Source organism: Bifidobacterium asteroides (genome assembly GCF_048001765.1).
Taxonomy (GTDB): domain Bacteria; phylum Actinomycetota; class Actinomycetes; order Actinomycetales; family Bifidobacteriaceae; genus Bombiscardovia; species Bombiscardovia asteroides_K.
Map to the genome: position 1 here is coordinate 1,870,944 of NZ_CP181447.1, position 24,664 is coordinate 1,895,607.

Here is a 24,664-nt window from a genome sequence, read left to right on the forward strand (position 1 = left end):
CTATTCATAGAGAGTTGGGGATTGCTGATAATGACGAGGGGAAGCTCATAGAGGCTGGTTGCCGTGGTGCTTGTCGTTGACCCTGACGCGTTGCTTGTCTGCCAGGAGGTCCATGGCCTGGACCAGGACCGGTCGGGTCTGCTCCGGGTCGATCATGCCGTCCAGCTCGCCCATCTCCAGGGAGAGATTGGCGTTGACGGTGCTGGTCTCGTACTCCCGGGCCAGCTTGTTTCGCAGCTCATCCACGTCACGGCCGGCCTCCTTGGCCTCCTGCAGGTCGCGCCTGTGGATGATGTTGACCGCGCCCTGGGCCCCCAGCACGGCTATCTGCGAGGAGGGCCAGGCATAGTTGAGGTCCGCGCCGATGGCCTTGGAGCCCATGACAATGTAGGAGCCGCCGAAGGCCTTGCGCAGCACAATGGTGACCATGGGCACCTGGGCGTTGGCATAGGCGTAGATGACCTTGGCCCCACGACGGATGATGCCGGCGTGCTCCTGGTCCGAGCCCGGCTTGTAGCCGGGGGTGTCCACCAGGGTGATGACCGGCAGGTTGAAGGCATCGCAGAGGCGGACGAAGCGGGCCAGCTTCTCGGAGGATTCCACATCCAGGCTGCCCGCGTCCACCATGGGCTGGTTGGCCACGATTCCCACCGGTCGGCCCTCCAGGCAGGCGAAGCCCACCACGATGGACCTGGCGTAGAGCTCCTGGACCTGAACCAACTCGCCGTAGTCGACGATGGCGTGGATGACGTCCAGCACATCGTATGGCTGCCGGTCGTTCTCGGGGATGACCGTGGCCAGTCGCTTGGCGGCCTGGCGCTCGGCATGGCCGGAGATGAAGGCGTACCGGGGAGGCTCCTGGCCGCTGTTGGCAGGCAGGTAGGCCAGCACGGTCCGGGCGTAGTCGATGGCGTCGGCCTCGTCCTCACCCAGGTAGTGGGCCACGCCGGAACGGGTGTTGTGCACGTAACCGCCGCCCAGCTGGTCCATGCTGATGGTCTCGCCGGTGGCTGCCTTGACCACGTCGGGACCGGTGACGAACATGTCCGAGTTCTCCTTGGTCATGATGATCAGGTCGGTCAGGGCCGGGCAGTAGACGGCACCGCCTGCGCAGGGTCCCAGGATCAGGGAGATCTGCGGGACGAAGCCACTGGCCTGGCAGGTCTTACGGAAGATGCGGCCATACTGGGTCAGGGCGGCCACACCCTCCTGGATACGGGCGCCTCCCGAGTCGATCATGGCCACGATGGGAACCTTGATCCGCAGGGCCATGTCCATGAGCCGGCATATCTTCTCGCCCTCGGCCCGGCCCAAGGTGCCGCCCCTGACGGAGAAGTCCTGGGCATAGACGCCGACCTTGCGCCCATAGACCAGGCCGAAGCCGGTGATGACGGCGGATCCCGCACGGTCCCCGGCGATGTCGCCACCGGCGAATCGGCCCACCTCCTCGAAGGTGTCCTTGTCGAAGAGCAGATCCAGACGCTCACGGGCGGTCTGCTTGCCCTTGGCATGCTGACGGTCGCGGGCGTGCTCCTCGGCCTGCTTGGCCAGGGCGGCGGCCCGATGGATGCCCTGGCGCACCGGCTGGGAGCCCAGGGTGGATTCGGTGACGCTCATGCCTGCTCCTCCCCGCCCAGATCCAGGGTGACCAGGGTCTGGCCCGGATCCACCCCCTGTGCCACGGACACGTCGATGGTCTTCACACGGCCCTTGGCCGGGGCATAGACGTAGTTCTCCATCTTCATGGACTCCAGAACCACCAGCAGGTCGCCCTTGTCCACCTCCTGGTCGGGGGCCACGTTGATGCGGGTGACCACCGCCTGCATGGTGGCCACGATGACGCCGGACCGGGCCGCATCCTGCCGGGGTGCGCCGGGCTCCTGATCGCGCAGCCCGCGCCCGCGCAGGGGCTGCCGGGGCCTGGAGATGCCGCCGTGGCCGCCGACGCCGCCCATGCCTCCCAGCAGCGACTGGGGCAGGGCCAGCCTGACCCGCTTGTCGTCGATCTCCACGTTGTAGGTCTCCATGGGATCGCTGTCCCGGTCCTGTTCCTGGGCGGAGGCGCCGGAGACCGAGGCGGGCTGGCCACTGCCGTTGGAGGCCGGCTCCACGTTCAGGTAGACCCGTTCGAGCCACTTGGTGGACACGTCAAAGGAGTGACCGTCCTCGGCGGTGAACTCAGGGTTGGTGAAGATCTTCTGGAAGAGGCCGGCCGGGGTGGGGACCCCGCTGATGCTCATCTCGCGCAGGGCCCGACGGACCCTGGCCACGGCCGCCGGACGGTCCTGGGCGGTCACGATCAGCTTGCCCATCATGGAGTCGTCCCTGGGCGAGACCGTGTCGCCCACCTCCACGCCCGAGTCCACGCGGATACCGGGGCCGGAGGGCCACTGAATCGACTCGATGGTCCCTGAGCTGGGGGTCAGGTTGGTGGCAGGATCCTCGCTGGTGATGCGCAGCTCGAAGCTGTGACCTCGGGGCGGAGGCGCCACGTTCAGGGAGCCGCCATCGGCTATCCGCAGCTGCTCGCGGACCAGGTCCAGCCCGCAGACCTGCTCGCTGACCGTATGCTCCACCTGCAGCCGGGGGTTGACCTCCATGAAGTAGACGTCGTCCCTGGGGGTGACCAGAAACTCGCAGGTGCCCAGGCCCACGTAGCCCACCGTGTCGAACAGGCGGCGGGAGAATCCCTCCAGTTGGGCGATCACGTCGTCGGACAGGAAGGGGGCCGGGGCCTCCTCCACCAGCTTCTGGTTGCGGCGCTGGACCGAGCAGTCCCTGGTGGAGTAGACGGTGAACTGGCCGTGGCTGTCCCTGCCGGACTGGGTCTCCACGTGCCGGGCCCGGTCCACGAACTTCTCGATGAAGTAGTCGCCCAGGTCGCCGCCCTGAAGGGCATCGTGGTTCATGTAGAAGGTGCGCAGCTCGTCGCTGTCGTTGATCAGTGTGATCCCACGGCCGCCGCCGCCGTCGGCCTTCTTCATCATGACCGGATAGCCATGCTCGTCGGCGAAGTCCAGCAGGGGACGCATGTCGGTGACGGGCTGGCTCAGGCCTGGCACCACCGGCACCCGGGCCCGCTCGGCCACCTTGCAGGCGGTGATCTTGTCGCCCAGCTCGTCCAGGACCTCCGGATCAGGCCCCACCCAGGTGATGCCCGCCTCGATCACCTTCCGTGCGAAGGAGGAGAACTCCGACAGGAAGCCGTACCCCGGGTGGAGGGCGTCAGCGCCGGACCGGCGGGCGATGGAGACGATCAGATCCTCGTTCAGATAGGTCTCCAGGTTGGTGTCCCCAGGCAAGAGGTAGGCCTCGTCCGCCATCTGGGCATAGGGGGCATCCCGATCCTGGTCGGCATAGACGGCCACGGTGGCGATGCCCATCTCCTGGGCGGTGCGTACAACCCGCAGGGCTATCTCGCCGCGGTTGGCGATCAGCAGTTTTTTCATTCCCCTCTCCTCACTGGTTGTTCAAGGGTGATTTGGACTGACGAAAAGTATGAACAGGGTGGGGATTTAGGCCCCCACAGCGGCCACTTCGGGCAGGACGCCCACGTCTGCCGTGGACACGTCAACCTGGCCGCCGTCGGGTAACCGCACCCGCAGGGAGGCGTCCGGATTGATCTGCAGGGCACGGCCCTCCACGGGCTCACCGGCCACAGGAACGACCCTGACCCGCCTGCCCAGCGTCCAGCTGAGTGCGGCAATCCGCGAGCGCAGTCCTTGCGGCCCGTTCAAGGTCCTGTCCAACGCCCCGTCAATGCCGAAGGGGGCCATCTCCCCGCTCAGGTGCCAGCTGATGGCGTCGACCAGATCGTCGCGCAGGGTCTGGTAGTCGGGCAGGCCCTGGTAATGCAGCTGCAGGGATGTTGACTGCGCAATGGGCAGCGCCTGCCGGGGCAGAAGGAGGTTGATGCCGATGCCGACCGCCAGGGCCGACCAGTCCTGATCCACCCGGACCAGTTCGCAGAGGATGCCCCCCAGCTTGGCCCCGCGGCAGAACAGATCATTGGGCCACTTGAGGGTCAGGACCCGTTCAGGGTCGCCGCCGTCGGCCAGCGGGCAGCCGTGGTGTTCAAGCACGTCCTGGAGGCCTTCCAGAGCGGCCAGTCCCGCCACCATGGGCATCCATCCGCCAAAGGGTCCGGTCAGCAGGCTGGTGGGCAGCGGCAGGGCCCAAGTGGCCAGCAGGGAGCGTCGGGGCTGATTGACCCAGGTTCGGGCAAGACGACCGCGGCACCGGGACTGCGCATCCGCAACCGCTACGCTCAGCGGCATGGTGCTCCCCCCGGCGCCCGGCCATCGCCGAATACCTTTACTTGCGACTCTTCCCTCGTATCGTGTAGTCGTAGAAACACCCTCGCGGGCATTTTTTCGAGGCCTATCTTCGGCTTTTCCCCTTGTGCCAGAGGCCAGTCCCTTCACGGTCCCCGTGCTCGTCGTCGATTCACCGCCCCCAAACAGCCGCTCGACCCGGTCGCGCGCATCCGAATACGTCGAGGCTTCCAGAGCATGAGCCACGAGCGTATTGGTCGAATCGACGGTGTCGAGCACCACGATCGAGGAGATTACGCCACTGTCCAGCGATGCCGATGGCTGCCACTTGATATTCTGATGAGGCACGCGTTCCACTATACGGCACAAGGGGTCAGCCCTGGTAGCGAGCCACCCACAAAAGCGGCGGCCGGTTTTTGTATCTTTTCACAGGGGACCCCTGGATGGCCCTGAGCGAATCCTCGGATGGGCACTGGATAAAATGGGGAAGCCGTACACCAGGCACGACCCGCGAAAGGGGTTCTTTTGAGCGCAGACAGCGGAAGGGCGCAAGCGAGAGAGGCGGGCGAACAACCTGTGCAGACATCCGCCTTGCAGACCGGGAGGCCTGGTTCCCGTGCATCCCGGACCGTCGGCCTGGTCCTGGCCCTGCTGGCCTGCCTCTGGGTTGCCTTCTGCACCGGTCTGGGCCCCATCTACCGTCAGCAGGGTTCGCTGACACAGGTGGGCTTGCCCCAGGTGCTTATCATGCTGGGCACCCTGGCCCTCTGTCTGGCTGCAGTCCTGATCTGCCGCCGGATTCTGCTGGGTCGCGAGCCTATCAGGATGCCACAGCGATTGACCGCCCTGGCACAGCGCCCGCGGATGCGTGCCTACGCGGCCTTCATCACCAGACAAACCAGCGGCTGGCGGCCCATCATGCGTCTGCTCCTGCTGGGATGGGCCTGGGCCTTTCTTACCCTGCTGGCCGCCTACGGGGCCGACCTGTACGCACAGGCCCAGGAATGCGCCAACTTCCTGGCCCAGCTGCAGGGCGATCAGCCTCCCTACGGCGGCAATGCCTTCACCCAGATGGACGTCTACCCCATAGGCCACTACCTGTGGCCGGGGCACCCCACCTTCCTGACCGACCAGCACAACATGGTGCTGACCTTGTTCTACGGGATGACCATCATGGCCTCCAACCATCTGACCGGATCCTATGATGCGGGCATCGTGCTCCTGGCAGGGCTGCAGGTGATCTTCGCCGCTTTCTGCTGCGCCGTCACTGCCGACCGCTTCCTGCGCGGGAGCGGAAGCGAACAGGTTGGAGCCCTGGCCCGCACCCTGGTCATGCTCTTCTTCCTCCTCTCCCCCTTCGTGGTCTTCAGCACCTTCAGCCTGACCAAGTCCCCCCTCTTCGCCTTCGCCTTCATCTGGTGGTTCGGCATCTGGCACCAGCTGGAGTCAGTGGACAGGAACTCGCCGCTCTACGCCAGCCAGGCGACCCGACTGCGACCCGCCCTGGCCCTGAGCACCCTGATCATGCTGATCAGCGCCAAGTACGCCCTCTACATCGTTCTGGCACAGCTGGTTCTGGCACTGGTCATCCATCGTCGCCAGTGGGTCACCATCCTGATAGGGCTCCTGCTGCCTCTGATTCTGTTCATCGGGGTGACCGGGACCCTGACGGCCACGGGGACGGTCATCAAGGGTGATCCGGTGGAGAGCCGCAGCATCCAGCTGCAGCAGATCGCCCGGGTCGCCCAGCGCAACCCCCAGGGGATTCCGGCCCAGGCGAGAGCCGACCTTGAACCCATCATGGACCTGGACAATGCCGCCATCCAGTACACCCCCTGGGAGGCCGACCGGGTCAAGTCCTCGGGCAACCAGCCCAAACTGATCGTCTATCGCTGGAGGACCGTCACGCCAGAGCAGCTGTCCCGGCTGAATCGGGCCTGGCTCCAGGTGGGACTGCGCAACCCGGTGATCTACCTGGATGCCTTCATGGCCGAGTCCTACGGCTACTTCGACCCCGGCGACCCTGCCTACGTGGCCATGTCCTACTACCTGAACAACGGCTACGTGCAGAACTCGGGCTCCTGGCTGGCGGCCTGGTGCCACGACTGGCGCAACGGGGTGACCGGATTCGTCAGAGCCTGGGCCGACACCCCCCTGCTGGGCCTGGTGGCGCGTGCCAACTTCTGGGTGGTGGCCGCCCTGCTGCTGATCGTCGCCCGCCTGGCAGCCGGTCACTGGCGCGGGGCCCTCCGCTGGTTCCCCCTCCTGCTGATCATGGGGGTCATGATCACCGCCCCCGCCAACAACTTCGAACGGCACATGCTGCCGGTGGACATGGTGGTGCCCTTCCTGATCCTGGACATGGTCCGAGAGAGCCGCCGTGCCCGTACCGAAAACCTGATGGACCGGCCGACATGATCGGCAAGCCGAAGCGGTCCAGACCGAAGGACGACGACCCTGCCGAGGCGCAGCAAGCTCGCCAGGCATCTACCGCCTCCGATGCCGCCATGGAGCGGATCCTCCGGAAGACGCTGGACCATCTGGAGGAGGCGCTGCCCTGGGCCAGGTCCCTGCCCGCCGACGGGCGCAGAACCTTGGAGGGGGCCATCCGAACAGCTCTGGACGACCTGCTGGCCCGACTCGACTCCCAAGGCAAAGAAGAGGGAGAAGTCCCCTCCCCCGTGCCAGCCGAACTCTCCAGGAGCCTGGGCCCGCACCGGGCCATGGAGCTGACCCGGGTCATTCTGGACATGCTTGAGGAGGCTGGCCGGACCATGGAGGCCGAAGGGGAACGGTCCACGCTGGTCTACGCCCGTCATGCCGCCACCGCAGCAGCCGGTCTCTACGCCGACCTGGCCGAGGCGCGGAGCGGACGTAAAGCCGTCACGGAATCCAGGATCATTCGGCATCTGATCGAGAAAACAGCAGACACACGGACCGTCGACGATTTGGCCCGGCTGGGCTGGCCGACCGAGTTCGACTGCTTTGCTGTCGTTGGCGAGGCCCGGGGCAACGATGACGGACAGGGCATGGAGAACGCCCGCCAACCCATCCATACCACGGTGGCTCATGAAGGCGGCAGGGCCTTGGTGGGCGAGAGCGATGGGCTCATGACGGTCCTGATCAATCCCGACCGGTCGGGCACCCCGGCAGACTTCTGTGCCTCCATCCTGCGCTTCTTCGCTGACGGATCAGCTGTCTGCCTTGGACCTGTCCGCCATGGAATCCCCGGTGCGGAAGCCTCCATCGGAGCCGCACTGAGCACCCATGCGGCGGCTCCAGCAGTGGCCGACCCCATCACCGCCGCCCTGCCCAGACCACTGCACGCCGACGACCTGCTGCCTGAACGAGCCCTGAACGGGGACAGGGACGCTGCCGACCAGCTCTACCAGGAGGTCTATCTGAGCCTGGCCGGACAGGATCCGGACGGGCCCCTGCCGACCACCCTGCTCACCTTCCTGCGCTCGGGCAACTCGCTGGAGGTCACCGCCAAGAAGCTGGGAATCCATCCCAACACCGTGCGCTACCGGCTCAGGCGCTGTGTGGAAGTAACTGGCTGGGATGCCATGGACCCCCGAGAATCCTTCGTCCTGCAGGCGGCCCTGATCATCGGCAGAATCCGCAGGTCGCATCCGGGCGCCGACTGACTGGCACCTGGCCAAGATATAAAAAGAGCGGGGACCCGGAGGTCTCCCGCCCTGGAAGTATCAGCCGAACCGGCTCAGAGCACCGCGATGTCCAGGGGGACGCCCGGGCCCATGGTGGTGGTGACGGTGGCCTTGGTGATGTAACGGCCTTTGACCGTGGCCGGCTTCAGGCGCTTGATCTCCTCGTCGACCGCGTGGAAGTTCTCCTCCAGAGCCTGCTGCTCGAAGGAGACCTTGCCCACGGGGAAGCTCAGGTTGCCGTTCTTATCCACACGGAACTCGATACGTCCGGCCTTGATCTCGGTGACCGCCTTGGCCACATCCATGGTCACAGTGCCGGTCTTGGGGTTGGGCATGAGGCCACGGGGGCCAAGCACGCGGCCCAGACGGCCGACCTTGCCCATCATGTCGGGGGTGGCCACCACGGCATCGAAGTCCAGGTAGCCGCCGGCGACCCTGGTCACCAGCTCGTCGTCGCCCACCTCATCGGCTCCGGCCTCGGCGGCTGCAGTCGCCTGGGGGCCACGGGCGAAGACCAGGACGCGCACGGTCTTGCCGGTGCCGTTGGGCAGGCTGACGGTGCCGCGGACCAGCTGGTCGGCCTTACGGGGGTCCACGTTCAGGCGGTAGACGGCCTCCACGGTCTCGTCAAACCCGCGCTTGGGCATGCTCTTGAGCAGGGCGATGCCCTCCTCGGGGGTGTACAGGTTGGTGCGATCGACCTTCTCGGCCGCCTCGCGGTACTTCTTGGAACGCTTGGTCATCTGCTTCTCCTATCAGCAGTCGCGGTGCGGGCAAGCGTATGCCCTACCGCTCACAACGAAAATTTCAGTCGGTGACGGTGATGCCCATGGAACGGGCGGTGCCTTCGATGATCTTCATCCCGGCCTCGACGTCACGGGCCGACAGATCCTCCATCTTGGTCTGGGCGATCTCGCGGACCTGGTCCTTGGTGACGGATCCCACCTTGGTGGTCAGCGGGTTGCCGGCACCCTTGGAGACACCGGCCGCCTTGCGCAGCAGGTCGGCTGCCGGCGGGGTCTTGGTGACGAAGGTGAAGGAACGATCCTCGTAGACGGTGATGATGCAGGGGATGACCTGGCCCATCTTGTCCTTGGTGGCATCGTTGTACTGCTTGCAGAAGTCCATGATGTTCACGCCGTGGGAACCCAGTGCCGGGCCCAGCGGGGGCGCGGGGTTGGCCTTGCCGGCCTCTATCTGCACCTTGATCAGCGCGGTGACTTTCTTCTTTGCAGCCATATGCTGGTTCTTCTTTCTACGAAGCGGTGATGTCGGAGACCATGGGTCCCCTCCCGCAACCTGTTCTTTCCAAATGCGCTCCACAGGGGAGCGCAAGCCTAACGATTATCGCATCGACCGGGGACCGGCCGACGGCGCTCAGACGATCTTCTCGACCTGGTCGAATCCCAGCTCCACAGGGGTGTCCCTGCCGAAGATGGAGACCAGAACGGTCAGCTTCTGTGTAGTGGGCTCCACGTCGGAGACCACGGCGGCCATGGTGGCGAAGGGTCCTTCGGTGACGGTGACCTGATCGCCGACGGCGTAGGAGACCTCCACCGTGCGCTTTTTGGCGGCCTCGGGCTTGTCCCCAGCGGCCTTCAGGGCCTCGGAGGCGATCATTGGGGCCATCATCTGGACGACCTCCTTGCGTGTCAGCGGAGCCGGCTCCTTGCTGGGGCCGACGAACCCGGTGACGCCCTCGGTATCGCGGATGATGCGGCGGGCGTTCTCGTCGGGCCACATGCGGATCAGCACATAGCCAGGCACACGCACGCGGGTGACGACCTTCTTGCCCTTGTCGGTGTGCTTCTCGACCTCCTCCATGGGAATCTCCACCTGGAAGACCTTGTCCTCCAGGCCGAAGGAGGCCACGCGGGACTCCACATTGGCCTTGACGCGCTTCTCGTAGCCCGAGTAGGTGTGCAGAACGTACCACTTGCCCTCAAGGGTGCGCAGCTTCTTGGAGAACTCGTCCACGGCACGCTGACCGGGATCCTCCTGGTCGGCCTGGTCATCGTCAGAGGAGCCGTCGGAATCGGGAGAATCGGCCTGGCTGTCCTTGGCCTGGGCGGATTCGGCGGGTGTGCTGTCCTGCTCGGCCTGCTCCGAAGAGGTTCCGAGCTGCTGATCCTGGACCTGGGCATCCTCCTGCGTGGGGGCATCGTCGGACGCCGACGGGACCGACTCGGCGGCCTGATCGGGGTCCAATCCCTCTCTGGTCAGATCATCACTCATGGATCACTCCACCTTCTACCTTGTCACGGCTCAGCCAAATATCAGGAAGGCCAGTTTGCCCAGCCCGAAGTCCATCACGGTCACGAAGACCATCAGCAGCAGCACAAAGATGAAGACGGCCACGGACCAGCCCACCAGTTCCTTGCCCGTGGGGGTCACGACCTTGCGGATCTCATCGATGACCTGCTTGATGAAGAGCCCGATACGCGTGAAGAAGTTCGGCTTGGCTTCCTCAGCCCCATCCTTCTGTGCCATGGTCATCCGTCCTTCGTTTGTTCTGCATCATCTGCTGCAAGCCTTGGCAGGGAAGGCGGGACTCGAACCCACAACCTACGGTTTTGGAGACCGTTGCGCTACCAATTGCGCCACTTCCCTATCGGAACTTTCCACCAGCCTACTCGGCAGGGAGGAAAAACCGCCAAATCGCTAGTTTAGCCTAAAGGGTGGATTGAGTCCAACCGTGTTGCCCCGATAGCATTTTGCCCAGGAGCCGGATCAGACGCTGACCCATTCCCCAAGTCGCCGCATGCCCTCGGCCAGGTCGTCGTCGGCCAGCGCGTAGGAGAAGCGCAGACAGCCGGGCGCGCCAAAGGCCTCACCAGGCACGGCCGCCACCTGGATCTGCTCCAGGATGACCTCGGCCAGCTCGCCCGAGGTGGCGCAGACCGTGCCCTGCGGACCCACTGGCCGATTCAGCAGACCGGACACGTCGGCAAAGGCGTAGAAAGCGCCCAGGGGTTCAGGGCAGGTCACCCCCTCCATGGCGTTCAGGGCATCCACGATGGCACGTCGACGCAGTGCGAAGGCCGACCGCATGGCCTCAACGTCCTCCAGACCGCCGGTCAGGGCAGCCAGAGCCGCCTGCTGGGAGACGTTGGCCACGTTGGAGGTCATATGCCCCTGAAGCTTGGCGGCCGCCTGGGCCACCGGCAGGGGTGCAACCAGCCAGCCCACCCGCCAGCCGGTCATGGCATAGGTCTTGGCAACGCCGTTGACCACGATCAGCTGATCGCGCACCTGCGGTACCAGAGCGCCCGGATAGGGGGTGCCCGCCCCCTGGTAGGTCAGGTGCTCATAGATTTCGTCGCTGATCACCCAGATCCGGTGCTCCATGGCCCAGCGGTCCACGGCAGCCACCAGGTCGTCGTCCCAGATCGCCCCGGTTGGATTGGCAGGCAGGTTGAGAATGATGGCACGTGTGCGCTCGGTCCGGGCCGCCTCCAACTGTTCCAGCCTGGGGATATAGCCCTGGTCGGCTCCGCTGAGCACCGGGACCGGCCGACCGCCAGCCAGCAGGACCATCTGGGGATAGCTGGTCCAATAGGGTGCGGGAATGATGACCTCATCGCCAGGGTTCAAGAGGATCTGGAAGGTCTCGTAGACGGCCTGCTTGCCGCCGTTGGTGACCACCACCTGATCCGGGTCGATCCGGTAACCCGAGTCGCGCAAGGTCTTGTCGGCGATGGCCTGCTTCAATTGGGGCAGACCAGCCGTAGGCGTATAGCGGTGGTTGCGCGGATCCAGACAGGCGCGGGCCGCCGCCTGCACGATGTGGTCAGGCGTGGGAAAGTTGGGTTCGCCGGCACCGAAGCTGATCACATTCATGCCCTGGGCCTTCATGGCCTTGGCTTTTGAATCCACGGCCAGGGTGGCACTGGGGGCCACCGCATCTATGCGTCTGCTCAGGGTCTGCCATTGCGCCATAGTCATGCTGCCATGCTACCGCCCAGCACCCCCAGGGCTGTGCTCAGACCAGGACCAGAGAGTCCCGATGCACCAGCGGGTGGGCATAGTGGGCACCCAGTCGGCGGCGGAGCTCCTTGGTGTTCAGGCCCAGCATGTCCTGGGCCTCCTCGGAGTCGTAGCCGGACAGGCCCTTGGCCACCTGGTGACCGGACTCATCGTGGATCCAGACCGGGTCCCCGGCCGAGAACTCACCCTGGACCGATCTGGCACCAGCTGCCAGCAGACTGGCCCTTCCGCCGCGCAGGGCTTTGACAGCCCCCTGATCCACCAGATAGCCACCCCGGGGCCGGGAGGCGAACTTGATCCAGAGCCGGTGCGAGGAGCCCCGCGGACGGATGGGGGCGAAGAGGGTGCCCACCCGGTCCCCGGCCAGGGCAGGACCTGCAAGGTCGGCGCGGGTCAGGACCACGGGCATGCCGGAGGCCGCAGCAATCCGAGCCGCCTCCAGCTTGGTGGACATGCCCCCGGTTCCCAGCCCGGAGACGGAACCCTGGGCATCCACCTGGTCCATGATGGCCGCCACATCGGGCACGAAGCCGATTCTGCGCGCCCCGGGCCTGGATGGGGGCTCGGTGTAGAGGGCATCCACATCAGTGAGCAGGACCAGGGCATCGGCGCTGACGATGTTGGCAATCAGGGCCGAAAGATGGTCGTTGTCGCCGAATCGAATCTCGTTGCTGGCCAGGGCATCGTTCTCGTTGACGATGGGGGTGACCCCCAGATCCAGCAGACGGCAGAGGGTGCGCCGGGCGTTGCGGTACTGGACGGCATGGGTGGTGTCACGGGCGGTGATCAGGATCTGGCCAACACGCAGGCCATAGCGGGCGAAGGCGGTCTCGTACTGGGCCATGAGCAGACCCTGGCCCACCGAGGCCGTAGCCTGCTGGGTGGCCACGTCACCGGGACGTTGGTCAAACCCCAGGGTGCCGAAGCCGGCGGCGATGGCCCCGGAGGTGACCAGGACCAGGCGAGCGCCATCCAGAGCAGCCGAGGCCAGGGCCCCTACCAGCGAGCGCAGGCGGCCAAGGTCCAGGTGCCCGTGGGGATCGGTCAGGGAACTGGATCCCACCTTGACCACCATGGTGCGGGCCTGGGCCACCCGGGAGCGGACCGCTGCCTCGTCGGATCCCTCCCCTCCGGTCATTGCCCGGCCTCCTCCGAACCGGCGGACTCCGAGTCCCCGCGCCCCAGCAGACCCTGCCTGTCGTGGGGATCGTCGTCCACGGAGGGGTCGGCCCAGTGTCCCTGGCGCCGCTCCTGCTCCATGACCTGACGCACCGCCTGCCGGGCGTCCATCATCTGGTGGTACTGGCGGCGGCGTTCGCTGTTGGTACGGCGGCGGTTGAGCCCCTGGCTCTCCTCCAGACGCAGGTCACGGCCCCGGGCCACCTGGGGGGTGCCGTCCAGCATTTCGGCCCCGGCAGCCACGCTCGGATCCCAGTCGAAGGCCACCGCATCGTCACCAGGACCGATGCGGACCTCGTCCCCGGGTCTGGCTCCGGCCTTGCGCAGGGCATCCTCCACACCCATCCGGGCCAGGCAGTCGGCCAGATAGCCCACGGCCTCCTCGTTGTCGAAGTTGGTCTGGCGCACCCAGCGCTCGGGCTTGGCTCCGCAGACCCTGAACCAGGTCTGTCCGGACCGGGTCTGATGCCGCTCAAGAGTGAAGTCGCCGGACCGGTCGCCACTCCTGCGCCGCCGCTCCAGGGGGTGGATGACCACGCGCTCCTGCTGTCTGGCTTCCTGCTGCTCCTGCAGCTGCCTGCGCAGACGGTCCACCAGACCGGCCAGGTAGTAGCCCAGTTCCTTGAGCCCCTGATGCGAGGCTGTGGAGACTATGAAGACCTTGAGACCCAGGGCCTCGAAGTCGGGCCGGACGAATTCGGCCAGTTCGCGGGCCTCCGGCAGGTCGGCCTTGTTGAGGATGATCACCCTGGGCCGCTCGGCCATGGGGATCGCCCCCAGCGGAAGCTCCAGGCGGTCGGCATAGCGGGAGAGCTCCTCCTCCAGGGCCCGATAGTCGCCCATGGGGTCCCGATCAGGCTCCAGGGTGGCGCAATCAATGACGTGGGCGATGATCTCGGTGCGCTCGATGTGCCTCAGAAACTCCAGCCCAAGGCCCTTGCCCTGGGATGCCCCCGGAATCAGCCCTGGCACATCGGCCATGGTGAAACGGCTTTCCCCTGCCTGGACCACGCCCAGGTTGGGTACCAGGGTAGTGAATGGGTAGTCGGCGATCTTGGGCCGGGCCGCGCTCATGGCCGCCACCAGGCTTGACTTGCCTGCGCTGGGGAAACCGACCAGGGCCACATCGGCGATGGATTTGAGCTCCAGCACCAGGTCGCGTTCCTGCCCGGGGTCCCCCAGCAGTGCGAAGCCGGGGGCACGTCTGGCCTTGGTGGCCAGGGAGCGGTTGCCCAGGCCTCCCACGCCGCCCTGGGCCGCCACGAACCGGTCCCCTGCATGAGCCAGATCGGCCAGGCGCTCACCCGGCTGCTTGCGCTCGCCCTGGCCGCCCTTGGCGGTGAAGACCACAGTGCCCACAGGGACCGGCAAAATCAGATCCTGGCCACGGCTGCCGTCCTTGTCGCCGCCCAGACCCATGGTGCCTGATTCGGCCTGGCGATGCGGCAGGAAGCGGTAGTCCAGCAGACTGGTGGCGTTGGCATCGGCCTGAAGAATGACCGAGCCGCCCTGGCCGCCATCGCCCCCATCGGGCCCGGCCAGGGGCTTGTACTTCTCGCGGCGGATGGAGGAAGCCCCATTGCCGCCGTCGCCACCCTTGACATGGACGGTGACCTGATCCACAAATGCACTCATAGGGGCCCATGGTACTCAATCCGGCCTGACATGCGGCCCCTGAGAGCTGAATGCCCGGCATCTCCATACATAGGCAGAACATATGCAAAAAGGCCACCCCATGACAGGGATGGCCTTTGGCCGATGCCGATAAGGGGCAATCAGGCGGTAAGCACGTCAACGACCTTGCGGTCACGCCGGTTGGCGAACCGAACGGTGCCGTCCGTCAGAGCGAAGAGGGTGTGGTCCTTGCCCAGGCCGACATTCTGACCGGGATGGAACTTGGTGCCACGCTGGCGAACGATGATGTTGCCGGCCACTACGGCCTCGCCGCCGAACTTCTTGACGCCCAGGTACTGTGCATTCGAATCGCGCCCGTTGCGTGAGCTGGACGCGCCCTTCTTATGTGCCATGTCTGGTTCCTTTCCTACCTCGACCTAGGCCCTCAGGCGATGGCCGTGATCTTGACCACGGTCTGCTTCTGGCGGTGGCCCTTGCGGCGCGCCACGCCGGTCTTGTTCTTGAACTTCTGGATGTTGATCTTGGGGCCCTTGGCCTCGTCGTCCACGACCTCGCCCTTGACGGAGATCTTGGCCAGATCCTTGGCGGCCATGGTCACCTTGGATCCATCGACGACCAGCGCGACCGGAAATTCGACCGACTCGCCCTTCCTGGCAGCCAGACGGTTGACCGTGATCTGGTCACCGACCTCGACCTTCTCCTGATGGCCTCCGGCCTTCACAATCGCGTACATAGCCCTACCTTGCCTGTTGTCCAAAGCTGTATGCGCCCGGCATCCGAGTCCTGCCATGCGATTGACGGACCCGTCCAGACACCAGCTAACCAGTATAGAAGCAAACACACCGCGTCGTCAAATGTGCCTGCCCCGCCGACAAAACGAAATTCAGTTTATGACTCCTTGGCGACATCCGCCGTCCCAGCCTGGGCATCGTCCTCGTCCGACGCCGCCTGGGCCGCCGCAGCGATCCTGGCCAGCTTGGCCTTGACTGCAGGTGTCGAGCCGGTGGACAAGGTCTCCTTGGTAGAAGAGCCATGCCCATGCTTGTTGGTCTTGACGAAGGGGTCGCCACCCTTGACCGCGTATGGGTCGGCATAGGAGGCGGAGATGGTCGGCTTGTCGTGGAGGATGAAGCCACGGCCATGGCAGGTAGGGCACTCCTCGGAGAAGGCCTCGACCAGACCCTGACCCACCCGCTTACGGGTCATCTGTACCAACCCCAGGGAGGTGACCTCGGCCACCTGGTGCTTGGTGCGGTCCCGGGCCAGGCACTCCACCAGACGGCGCAGGACCAGGTCGCGGTTGGCCGGCATGACCATATCCACATAGTCGATCATGATCATGCCGCCGATGTCACGCAGGCGCAGCTGCCGGGCGATCTCCTCGGAGGCCTCCAGGTTGCAGCGGGTCACTGTCTCCTCCAGGGACTTGCCCTTGCCTATGAAGCGGCCTGTGTTCACATCGATGGTGGTCATGGCCTCGGTGCGGTCGATGACCAGGGAGCCACCGGAGGGCAGGTAGACCTGACGCTCCATACCCTTGCGCAGCTGGCTGTCGATGCTCCAGCGGTCGAAGACATCCTTGCCCTGGTGTTCGGCCGGATCCCAGTGCTCAAGCTTCTCCTCCAGGTCGGGTGCCATGGTCTCCAGGTAGTTGCGGACCCTCTCGTAGACCCCCTCGCCCTGGACCACCAGCTTGGTGAAGTCGTCGTTGAAGATGTCGCGGACCACGCGGATGGCCACGTCCGGCTCGCCCTGCAGCAGCTTTGGGCGCTTGCCGTGCAGAAACTCCTTGCGCTTGTCCTCGATCTTGCTCCACTGACGTTGCAGGTTCTCCAGGTCCTTGGTCAGGGCCTCCTCGCTGGCCCCCTCGGCCGCGGTTCGGATGATGACGCCCATGTCCTTGGGAGCCACCCTGGAGACAATGCTCTTGAGGCGGGAACGTTCGCGGTCGGGCAGCTTGCGGCTGACACCGGTCATGCCGCCTGAGGGCACCAGGACCAGGAAGCGGCCGGCCAGCGTGACCTGCGAGGTCAGCCTGGCACCCTTGTGACCGATGGGATCCTTGGTGACCTGGACCAGCACAGGATCGCCGGACTTGAAAGCCAGCTCGATCCGGCGAGGCTGGCCCTCCAGACGAGTGGAATCCCAGTTGACCTCGCCGGCATAGAGCACGCCGTTGCGGGCCTGACCGATATCCACGAAGGCAGCCTCCATGCTGGGCAGGACGTTCTGGACCCGGCCCAGGTAGATGTTGCCGACAGTGGAGACCTCCTGGATGTCGGAGACGTAGTGCTCCACCAGGATGTCGTCCTCGATGACCGAGATCTGGGTGTGGTGCTCCTTCTCGCGGACCACCATCAGACGGTTGACGTTTTCGCGGCGGGCCAGGAAGTCCTGCTCGACCAGCTGTGACTGACGGGAGCGCTCGCGGCGGTTGTCCCTCCGACGCTGCTTCTTGGCCTCCAGGCGGGTTGAGCCTTCCACGTCGGTGATCTCGTCAATATATTGCTGCTTGCGCGAACGGCGGGTGCCGGACTCCTCTGACTCGCCCTCAGCGGACTTGGAACCCCTGCGACGACGGCGACGACGGGTCAGCGGGGCCTCATCCTCGTCATCCTTGTCCTTGTCCTTGTCCTTCTCCTGCCCGCGACGGCGACGACGAGTGGAAACGGACTTCTCAGAGTCCTCATCCTCGCTCTTGGCGCGGCGACGACGACGGGTGCGGGTGCCGGACTCCTGCTGGTCCTCGTCCTGCTCCTGATCATCGTCGACCACGAAGGAGATGCCCTCGTGATCCAGGTCCTCCTCGATGCGCTCCACCTCGTCGGCAGCCCTGCGTTCCTCGGCGTTGAGCCTTCGTGAACGGCGTGAGCCGCCCTCTGAAGTACTCCTGGACCTGTTCCGGCGGGAGGTCTTGGACGATTGCTCGGTATCCTCATCCTCCTCATCCCGGTCCTCACGCTCATCCTGCTCAGGCCGGGAGGCGGGTATGACGGGCTCCTGGAAGAGCAGGGATGTCATGGGACGGGGACGGGAGGCACGGGCGGCACGCGGACCCTCATCCTGCTTTTCGGCCTTTCGGTCTGTCCTTTGGCTGCGGCCCGAAGTCAGAGCCTCCACAGCCTCGAGGGCACGTTCCTGGCGGTCCTGATCAGGTTCGCCCTCCTGGGCATGCTCCTCGGTGCGTCGACGGGCAGTAGTTCGGGTGCGACGACGAGTGGTCGCCCTGGCCGACTTGGACTCGCTCCCATCCTCCTGGGCGCTCTGATCGGCCGCCTGATCCTCCTTGGGCTTGCGGGTGCGACGGCGACGGGTGGCGGAGGGCTTGGACTCGTCGTCCTCCTCATTGGCCTTGCGGGAGGTTTTGCGCTTCTCGGCCTCGACCTTCACAGGCACGTCGGCACCGGCGGCGCCGGCCACCCTGACCACACGTCGTCCAGTACGGCGACGGGTGCCGGAACCGGCGGTCTCCTCGACCTGCCGGCCCTGCCCATCACCGATGGCGGACCTATTATCCTGGGTATCCTCAGTATTCGTTTTTCCGGGCACAATGCTCCTTGCGGCACGCCGCCTCGCGCCGCTCTCACGGTTCCGATCCGTCCTCACGCTGCACTCTCACTGCAACCGCGCACCTATGTACGCCCGATCGAAACACCTTGGCAAAAAGTCTTCCTGACGCAGGCGGACACCGACGCCCACACGGATCACTGGGTCTCCGTCCGGGGGGATCAACGCCTACGCTGCAAGTGGTCAGGCAGAACCACCGTCATCTAGTATGTCACAGTTCAGCAGCCATCAGGTCCATTGAGCCATTCGACCAGTATTGCTTCCAGCCGGACCAGGTCATCCAGGGGCACCTGTTCGTCGGCCTTGTGGGCCAGCAGGGGGTTCCCCGCGCCCAGATTGACGGCTGGTAGGCCAAGGGCTGAAAATCGGGCCACATCGGTCCATCCCAGCTTGGCGCGAGGCTGCTGGCCAGTGGTCCGGACGACCAGGTCGGCCAGCGAACGGGCCCAGGGCGAATTCAGGCCCGGACGGGCCGCGGGCGATTCGTCGCACATACGCACCGAGAACCCCTGGAAGACCCCACCCAAGGCCATATGCTCGCCATTGCCCAGCTCGGCGCCTGTCCCCTGACCCATCATCAGCTCCTTGGCCTGGGCCAGGCTCTTGTCGGGGGCGAACCGGTAGTTGACGTGCACCCGGCAGCGGTCTGGAATGACGTTGGTGCCCAGGCCGCCCTCGATCATGGTGGCGTTGAGCCCCTCCCGGTAGTCCAGGCCATCCACCCGCACCGTAGCCGGACGGTACTGCTCCAGACGGTCCAGAATGGGCGCGGCCGCGTGGATGGCGTTGCTGCCCATCCAAGCACGGGCGGAGTGGGCCGCCGTACCGTGGGTGATCAGGTCGAAGCGCATGGTTCCATTACAGCCGGCCTCGATGGCACAGTCGGTGGGCTCGCCGATGATGGCGAAATCCCCCCGCACCCAGTCGGGGTGGGCGGCTACCACCCGACCCAGCCCGTTCAGGTCGGCCTGGACCTCCTCATGGTCGTAGAAGACGAAGGTCAGGTCATAGACCGGCTCCTGCAGGGTGAGTGCCAGATGAAGAAAAACGGCATCCGAGGCCTTCATATCGGCTGTGCCTCGGCCGTAGAGCACCCGGGATGCAGGGTGGGCGGCGGCCAGATCGGTGCGGATGGCCGGGTCGCCGGGCTCCAGCCAGCGCGGGGGCAGGTTCCCATCCACGGGCACGGTGTCCAAATGCCCGGCAAGGACGATGCGGTGGGGACGACCCAGCTGGGTGGAGGCCACAACCGTGTCGCCCAGCCGACGGACCAAGAGGTCAGCCCGTGAGGACAGGGCCCTCTGGACGGCATCGGCCAAGGCGGTTTCCTGACCGCTGACCGAAGGTATGGCGGTCATGGACTCAAGTAATCTTGCCAGGGCCTGGGCAGGTTCAGCCCCCCGGACGCCGGCGAGAAGATCAATATCCGTCTGTGTGTTCTTGGCCATAGTGCCATGCTAGCGGGCCGAAGGAGCGCAGATGGACCTACAGCAGCAAGCATGAGGTCCGGGTGGCACAATGGGGACGACGGAAGCGGTGACCCTCCGCCTGGGAGGCCGCCGTCCACCATGCGAGACGAGGAGGATGCCGGGGTGCCTGGACTGCTCAGTGCCATGGAAGGATTCTTCATCATCGGCGTGGTCATCGCCGTGGGCTATGTGGCCGCCCGCTTCCATGTAGGCGGTCCCACGGCCCAGCTGGTGCTCAACAAATACTCCTTCTTTGTCTCAACGCCCTGCCTGATGTTCGCCATCCTCTCCAAGCAGAAGCTGTCCGTCATCTTCCACCCCAGCATCATCGTGGCCTTCCTGTCGGCGGCGGCCGTGGGTCTGCTCTTCGTGGCCCTGAACGCGGCCAGCTTCCACCTGCCGGCTGCCGAAGCCACCATCGGCGCTCTCGACTCCCTGTATTTGAACTCCAACAACATCGGGCTGCCCGTAGCCACCTATATTCTCGGCAATCCCACACTGGTGGCACCCATCCTGGTCATGCAACAGGCCCTGTTCACCCCCATCGGATTGACCGTTCTGGACGCAACCACCAGCGGCAAACTCTCGGTCAAAACCATCCTCAAACAGCCTCTGAAACAGCCCATCCTCATCGGCTCCATAGGCGGCATAGTGATATCGGCCATCAGCGCCCAGGTCGGCCATTTCGTCATACCCGACTTCGTCTACAAACCCATCGACATGATCGGACAGTCGGCCGTGCCCATGATCCTCATGGCCTTCGGCATGTCCCTGCGGGGTTCGCGGCCCATGGGCCGGGGCACCGACCGCCGGGCCACCATAAGCGCGGTAATCCTGAAGAATCTGGTCATGCCCATAATCGCCTACCTGCTGGCCCGGTTCATGATGGGCTTCAGCGGAGCGGAGCTGTACGGGTGCGTGGTTCTTGCGGCCCTGCCCACCGGCCAGAACGTCTACAACTACGCAGCCCGCTACGAGGTGGGAACCACCTTCGCCAGGGACGGCATCCTGCTGAGCACGATCAGCTCGCCTGTGGTCATCGCCCTGATCGCTCTGCTGCTGAGTTGATGAGCCCGGACAGGCCTCCTGCTCAGCCTTCGTCCGCCAGGGTCTCCAAGCGTTGCCGGAAGTGTGGCCAGTCCTGACCGAAGGCCTTCAGAAGGGGAAGATCCGCGACCTTGTCCAGATCCACCCATTCCAGGGCGATGCTCTCATCGTCATTCATGCGCGGATCGACCTGGTGGCCGGGACGCTCGAAGGCCAGGATGGTCGTGTAGCCCCAGGGGCCATGGTCCTCCAGGTAGGAACCCACCACCTGAATGTCCTCCGGGCGGATGTTGGCCTCCTCATAGCTCTCGCGCAGGCCGCCCTCCAGGGGGTTCTCCCCGTCGGAGATGGCACCGCCCGGCACACCCCAGGTGCCACCTTCGGCGCTCCAGCGCGCCCGGTGCTGCAGAAGCACGCTGACCGGCGACCCGGTACGGGCATCACGCCGGGCCAGCAAGACGCCAGCAGCCCCATTGAGCCCCCAGTGCCGCTTACCGCAAGCACAGTCAACCCATCCGTCGCCAGGCTGATGGACGTTCTCCACGGGGGCGACCAGTCCTTCAGGACCGTGCGTCGATCCGGCAGTCTGTTGCTGCTCGGGCATGACGCGTTCGGCCCACAGGTCAGGCCAGGAGACGCCCAGCTCCTGGGACAGGGCGCGCAGGGTGGGCATGCTCAATCCCATCACCCCGCTGGGATCGCCCTGGATGCCCTGGATGAAGGCGCTGCCCAATCCCTCCAAGGTGAAGGATCCGGCCACCTCCAAGGGTTCGCCGGTGGCCACATAGGCCTGAATGACGGCCCGGTCGTAGTCTCCGAAAGTCACCTGAGCGCTGCTGACCGCTTGGGCCCGACGACCGGTGGCCAGATCGATCAGACAATGACCAGTGACCAGGGTGCCGGTTCGGCCGCGCATGGCCATCAGCCGTTCCAGAGCACGCTCCGGCTTATGAGGCTTGCCCATGACAAGCCCGTCCATGCAGAATAGCGAGTCGCATCCCAGCAGGAGGGGTCCGCGCTCGGCACCGATCATCCCGCCCCAGGCCCCAAGGACCTGGCTCATGGGATTCCGGGAGGATGCACCAGAATCGCTCTGGCTCAGAGGCCTGAACGTGACCAGTTCGCCACGCGAGCGCCTTTCGGCATCCTTGACGGCATCCATGGTGGCTTGGACAGCCGAAGCCTTGGCCTCAGCCAGGACACTGACCCGTTCGCGCGTATCCAGGTCCTCCAGGTGACAACCCAGTGTACGAGCCCGTTCCGCCAGCACAGCCGGCTCATCCACCTTTGATGGTCGGATGACGGGGTCAATGCCCGCCTGGACCAGAAGCCGCCGCCTGGAGGGGGAGGATGAGGCCAGGATAAGAGGGATATGCCTGTCTTCAGTGTTCACGATTGCCTTCCTGGTCCCGTTCCACCTGGACCCCTTGGCAGTCCACGTCCAGGGGCAGAATCCGCCAGCGACCGGAATCCAGATAGTCCTTGGCAAGAGTCCGCAGCTCGTTTTCAGCTTCCCCGTAGTGCAGGACGATAATGCAGGGCCCGGCTCCAGAGACCGCCGCCGCGTAGCCCTGACGGCGCAGGAGTTGCAGGAGCTTGGTTGAGGAGGGCATGAGCCCGGCCCGGTATGGCTGATGGAGCCGGTCCTGGGTGGCTACGAAGAGCAGGGCGTTGGCCCTGGCAGCCTGCTCGGCGGACTCGGTCCCCGGATCATCCAGGGACACGGGGTTCAGTGCGCCGGGAATCAGGGCCGCCCTTGACAGGTTGTGAACGGCATCCGCGTAAGGCACCCGGTTGGGCAGGGCCTGGCGGGCCTTCTGCGTGGACAGGCGAGCGCCAGGGACGAAGACCGTGGCTTTGATGGACGGATCCACCTTGTAGCGCAGGGTGTGGTAACCGCCCTCCAAGGGTGCACCCCCGGCTATGGGCAGGGAACCCACCCCTTCATCAGTGGCCAGGTCATAGGAGACGGTCAGCCCCCCGTAGACGGCAGGCGCCACATTGTCGGGATGCCCCTCGATCTGGGCGGCCAGTGCGAAGACGGCATCACGGCGCAGGGGGCCGGTGTGGGCAAAGGCCGCAGCCGCAGCGATCCCGGCCACGATGGCCTCGGCGCTGGATCCCAACCCCCTGGCCTGGGGGATGCGGTTGACCGCGCGCATGATGAACCCGAACCTTGGCAGCCCAAAGACCTGGCAGGCCCGCCTAAAGGTGGAGACGACCAGATGGGTCTCGTCTCGGGGCAGGGTCCGCTCCCCCTCACCCTTGATGACCACATAGGCGGTGGTATCGCCCAGGTCCACGGAACGCGTGAAGACGATTTCGTCATGGTAGTCCAGTGCCAGACCGACCGCATCGAAACCCGATCCCAGGTTGGCGCTTGTTGCTGGCACACGCACCCGCACAGTGGACGGGCCCTCTACAGCAGCGGTCATCATTGGGCCTGCCGATCGAAGACGCGCAGGATGGAGGCCTGCCCGGTGACCGAGTCGAAGGTGGAGATCCGTTTAACCACCTGCCGCAGGGTCACCTCGTCGCAGAGGTGGGTGACCACGCGCAGCTGCTGGATCTCGCCGCTGTAGCCCGGATCATGGAGTGTGGGCTTGATGTCCTGGTTGACTCCGTTGATGGAGATGCCCGCCTCGGAAAAGACCTGGGCGATGGCCGCCAGCACGCCAGGCTTGTCATGTATCAGGAAACGGACGGCAAAGGCGGCCCGGGATGCATCCAGCGGGGCCATGGGGATGTTGGCATACATGGGAATCCCCGGTCCCATGCCATGCTGGACGATGTGGCGGGCCTCGGTGACCACGTCCCCCACAACGGCTGATGCTGTGGGCGCTCCACCGGCACCCCGGCCGTAGAACATGAGGTCGTCGGCGGCCTTGGCGGTGACGAAGACGGCGTTGAAGCTGCCATGGACCGAGGCCAGGGGGTGACTGTCGGGAATCAGCGCCGGATAGACCCGGGCGGAGATACCCTGTTCGCCGCGTTCGGCTACGGCCAGAAGCTTGATGACCCGATGCTCGGTCTGTGCTGCTGCAATATCGTCGGCGGTGATGGCACGGATGCCCTCCACGGGAACATCGTCCAGGCGCACATCGGTGTGGAAGGCCAGCGTGGCCATGATGGCGGCCTTGGCGGCTGCATCCAGCCCGTCCACGTCAGCGGTGGGGTCCGCCTCAGCAAAGCCCTTGGCCTGGGCATCGCGCAGGGCCTGGTCGAATTGAAGACCCTTGGTGGTCATCTCATCCAGAATGTAGTTGGTGGTCCCGTTGACGATGCCCACCAGGCTGGTGATGCCGTCTCCCACCAGAGACTCGCGCAGGGGCCGCACGATGGGGATGGCCCCGCCCACGGCCGCCTCGAAGTAAATGTCAACTCCACGCTCTTCAGCAGCCCGGTAGAGCTCAGGACCGTGCTGGGCCAGCAGGGCCTTGTTGGCGGTGACCACGCTGGCGCCGGACTCAATGGCCTTGAGCAGCAGGGTGCGGGCCGGCTCGATCCCGCCGATCAGCTCGATGACGATATCCGCCCTGGTGACCAGGCCGGCTGAGTCTGTGGTCAGCAGTGACGGATCAATCCAATCTGCCTTGACCTTGTCAGGGTGGAGGACTGCGATGCCCACCAGCTGCAGGGGACGGCCCACCCGACTGGCCAGATCCCGGCTCTGCTCCACCAGAAGGCGGGCGGTCTGGGAACCTACGGTCCCTGCCCCTAGAAGTGCTATGCGGATGGGCCTGACGGCCTCCTGCTGCTGCATGCGTTCAGGCATATGGTCCTCCATCCGCCCCAACGGGGCCTGTCACCGGGTGTTGCTCCATCTTAGAAAGCCAAT

The 24,664-nt window shown here is 65.4% G+C and carries 20 protein-coding genes and 1 tRNA gene; 3 read left to right on the forward strand and 18 right to left on the reverse strand.

Translation table 11 applies throughout. The features are described from left to right. Window positions 1–45: 45 nt before the first annotated feature. The 3 genes from ACNAOV_RS07715 to ACNAOV_RS07725 all read right to left on the reverse strand — a co-directional run bounded on the left by ACNAOV_RS07715 (window position 46) and on the right by ACNAOV_RS07725 (window position 4,277). Window positions 46–1,617 carry an acyl-CoA carboxylase subunit beta gene (locus ACNAOV_RS07715; RefSeq protein WP_254478269.1) on the reverse strand — a complete coding sequence of 524 codons (1,572 nt, stop codon included), beginning with the start codon at window positions 1,615–1,617 and terminating at the stop codon, window positions 46–48. Next, window positions 1,614–3,449: an acetyl/propionyl/methylcrotonyl-CoA carboxylase subunit alpha gene (locus ACNAOV_RS07720; protein WP_416517234.1), complete on the reverse strand. Its 1,836-nt coding sequence runs from the start codon at window positions 3,447–3,449 to the stop codon at window positions 1,614–1,616. Before ACNAOV_RS07720 ends, ACNAOV_RS07715 begins: the two co-directional genes overlap by 4 nt. Window positions 3,450–3,515: 66 nt before the next feature. Then, entirely contained in the window at window positions 3,516–4,277 is a 762-nt protein-coding gene (locus ACNAOV_RS07725; RefSeq protein WP_198205707.1) for a biotin--[acetyl-CoA-carboxylase] ligase, read from the reverse strand. 522 nt (window positions 4,278–4,799) lie between these two features. On the opposite strand from ACNAOV_RS07725, the gene ACNAOV_RS07730 reads away from it, so the two are divergent. Both ACNAOV_RS07730 and ACNAOV_RS07735 read left to right on the forward strand, forming a co-directional pair. Further along, the gene (locus ACNAOV_RS07730; RefSeq protein WP_416517235.1) at window positions 4,800–6,692 is read left to right on the forward strand and encodes a DUF6020 family protein; all 1,893 of its coding nucleotides are present in this window, start codon (window positions 4,800–4,802) and stop codon (window positions 6,690–6,692) included. Further along, on the forward strand, window positions 6,689–7,921 hold the full coding sequence (locus tag ACNAOV_RS07735; RefSeq protein WP_416517236.1) for a PucR family transcriptional regulator: 1,233 nt from the start codon (window positions 6,689–6,691) through the stop codon (window positions 7,919–7,921). The genes ACNAOV_RS07730 and ACNAOV_RS07735 overlap by 4 nt, the downstream gene beginning before the upstream one ends. A 74-nt stretch (window positions 7,922–7,995) precedes the next feature. On the opposite strand, the gene rplA is transcribed toward ACNAOV_RS07735, so the two are convergent. The 12 genes from rplA to dapE form a co-directional block, all read right to left on the reverse strand. Next, window positions 7,996–8,685: a 50S ribosomal protein L1 gene (rplA, locus tag ACNAOV_RS07740; RefSeq protein ID WP_029678147.1), complete on the reverse strand. Its 690-nt coding sequence runs from the start codon at window positions 8,683–8,685 to the stop codon at window positions 7,996–7,998. A gap of 64 nt (window positions 8,686–8,749) precedes the next feature. Then, window positions 8,750–9,181, reverse strand: a complete 432-nt coding sequence (rplK, locus tag ACNAOV_RS07745) for a 50S ribosomal protein L11 (protein ID WP_198205710.1) — start codon at window positions 9,179–9,181, stop codon at window positions 8,750–8,752. Window positions 9,182–9,319: 138 nt separating this feature from the next. Continuing rightward, entirely contained in the window at window positions 9,320–10,177 is an 858-nt protein-coding gene (nusG, locus tag ACNAOV_RS07750) for a transcription termination/antitermination protein NusG (protein WP_416517237.1), read from the reverse strand. Window positions 10,178–10,207: 30 nt separating this feature from the next. Next, window positions 10,208–10,432, reverse strand: coding sequence for a preprotein translocase subunit SecE (gene secE / locus ACNAOV_RS07755; RefSeq protein WP_416517238.1), 225 nt, complete (start codon window positions 10,430–10,432; stop codon window positions 10,208–10,210). A 44-nt stretch (window positions 10,433–10,476) separates the two neighbouring features. Next, window positions 10,477–10,552: transfer RNA gene (locus tag ACNAOV_RS07760), tRNA-Trp, on the reverse strand. A 120-nt stretch (window positions 10,553–10,672) separates the two neighbouring features. Next, window positions 10,673–11,881, reverse strand: coding sequence for a pyridoxal phosphate-dependent aminotransferase (locus ACNAOV_RS07765; protein ID WP_416518183.1), 1,209 nt, complete (start codon window positions 11,879–11,881; stop codon window positions 10,673–10,675). 43 nt (window positions 11,882–11,924) lie between these two features. After that, complete coding sequence (gene proB, locus ACNAOV_RS07770; RefSeq protein WP_198205712.1) at window positions 11,925–13,067, reverse strand: glutamate 5-kinase; 1,143 nt, start codon at window positions 13,065–13,067, stop codon at window positions 11,925–11,927. Further along, on the reverse strand, window positions 13,064–14,743 hold the full coding sequence (obgE, locus tag ACNAOV_RS07775; RefSeq protein WP_416517239.1) for a GTPase ObgE: 1,680 nt from the start codon (window positions 14,741–14,743) through the stop codon (window positions 13,064–13,066). Before obgE ends, proB begins: the two co-directional genes overlap by 4 nt. Before the next feature lie 140 nt (window positions 14,744–14,883). Beyond that, on the reverse strand, window positions 14,884–15,135 hold the full coding sequence (gene rpmA, locus ACNAOV_RS07780) for a 50S ribosomal protein L27 (RefSeq protein WP_015022457.1): 252 nt from the start codon (window positions 15,133–15,135) through the stop codon (window positions 14,884–14,886). A 32-nt stretch (window positions 15,136–15,167) separates the two neighbouring features. Next, window positions 15,168–15,476 carry a 50S ribosomal protein L21 gene (rplU, locus tag ACNAOV_RS07785; protein WP_024626855.1) on the reverse strand — a complete coding sequence of 103 codons (309 nt, stop codon included), beginning with the start codon at window positions 15,474–15,476 and terminating at the stop codon, window positions 15,168–15,170. Window positions 15,477–15,631: 155 nt separating this feature from the next. Next, window positions 15,632–18,292 (reverse strand): Rne/Rng family ribonuclease, encoded by a 2,661-nt coding sequence (locus ACNAOV_RS07790; RefSeq protein WP_416517240.1) that lies wholly within the window; start codon window positions 18,290–18,292, stop codon window positions 15,632–15,634. A gap of 236 nt (window positions 18,293–18,528) precedes the next feature. After that, a complete protein-coding gene (gene dapE / locus ACNAOV_RS07795; protein WP_416517241.1) occupies window positions 18,529–19,758 on the reverse strand; it encodes a succinyl-diaminopimelate desuccinylase in 1,230 nt (409 codons plus the stop codon). 144 nt (window positions 19,759–19,902) lie between these two features. On the opposite strand from dapE, the gene ACNAOV_RS07800 reads away from it, so the two are divergent. Beyond that, window positions 19,903–20,847 (forward strand): AEC family transporter, encoded by a 945-nt coding sequence (locus ACNAOV_RS07800; protein ID WP_416518184.1) that lies wholly within the window; start codon window positions 19,903–19,905, stop codon window positions 20,845–20,847. Between the two features lie 22 nt (window positions 20,848–20,869). Here ACNAOV_RS07800 and ACNAOV_RS07805 read toward each other — a convergent pair whose 3' ends face one another. The 3 genes from ACNAOV_RS07805 to ACNAOV_RS07815 are packed head-to-tail and all read right to left on the reverse strand — an operon-like array spanning window position 20,870 to window position 24,601. Beyond that, window positions 20,870–22,219, reverse strand: coding sequence for a Maf family nucleotide pyrophosphatase (locus ACNAOV_RS07805; RefSeq protein WP_416517242.1), 1,350 nt, complete (start codon window positions 22,217–22,219; stop codon window positions 20,870–20,872). Further along, complete coding sequence (thrB, locus tag ACNAOV_RS07810; protein WP_416517243.1) at window positions 22,209–23,261, reverse strand: homoserine kinase; 1,053 nt, start codon at window positions 23,259–23,261, stop codon at window positions 22,209–22,211. Before thrB ends, ACNAOV_RS07805 begins: the two co-directional genes overlap by 11 nt. Beyond that, entirely contained in the window at window positions 23,261–24,601 is a 1,341-nt protein-coding gene (locus tag ACNAOV_RS07815; RefSeq protein ID WP_416517244.1) for a homoserine dehydrogenase, read from the reverse strand. Before ACNAOV_RS07815 ends, thrB begins: the two co-directional genes overlap by 1 nt. Window positions 24,602–24,664: the final 63 nt, after the last annotated feature.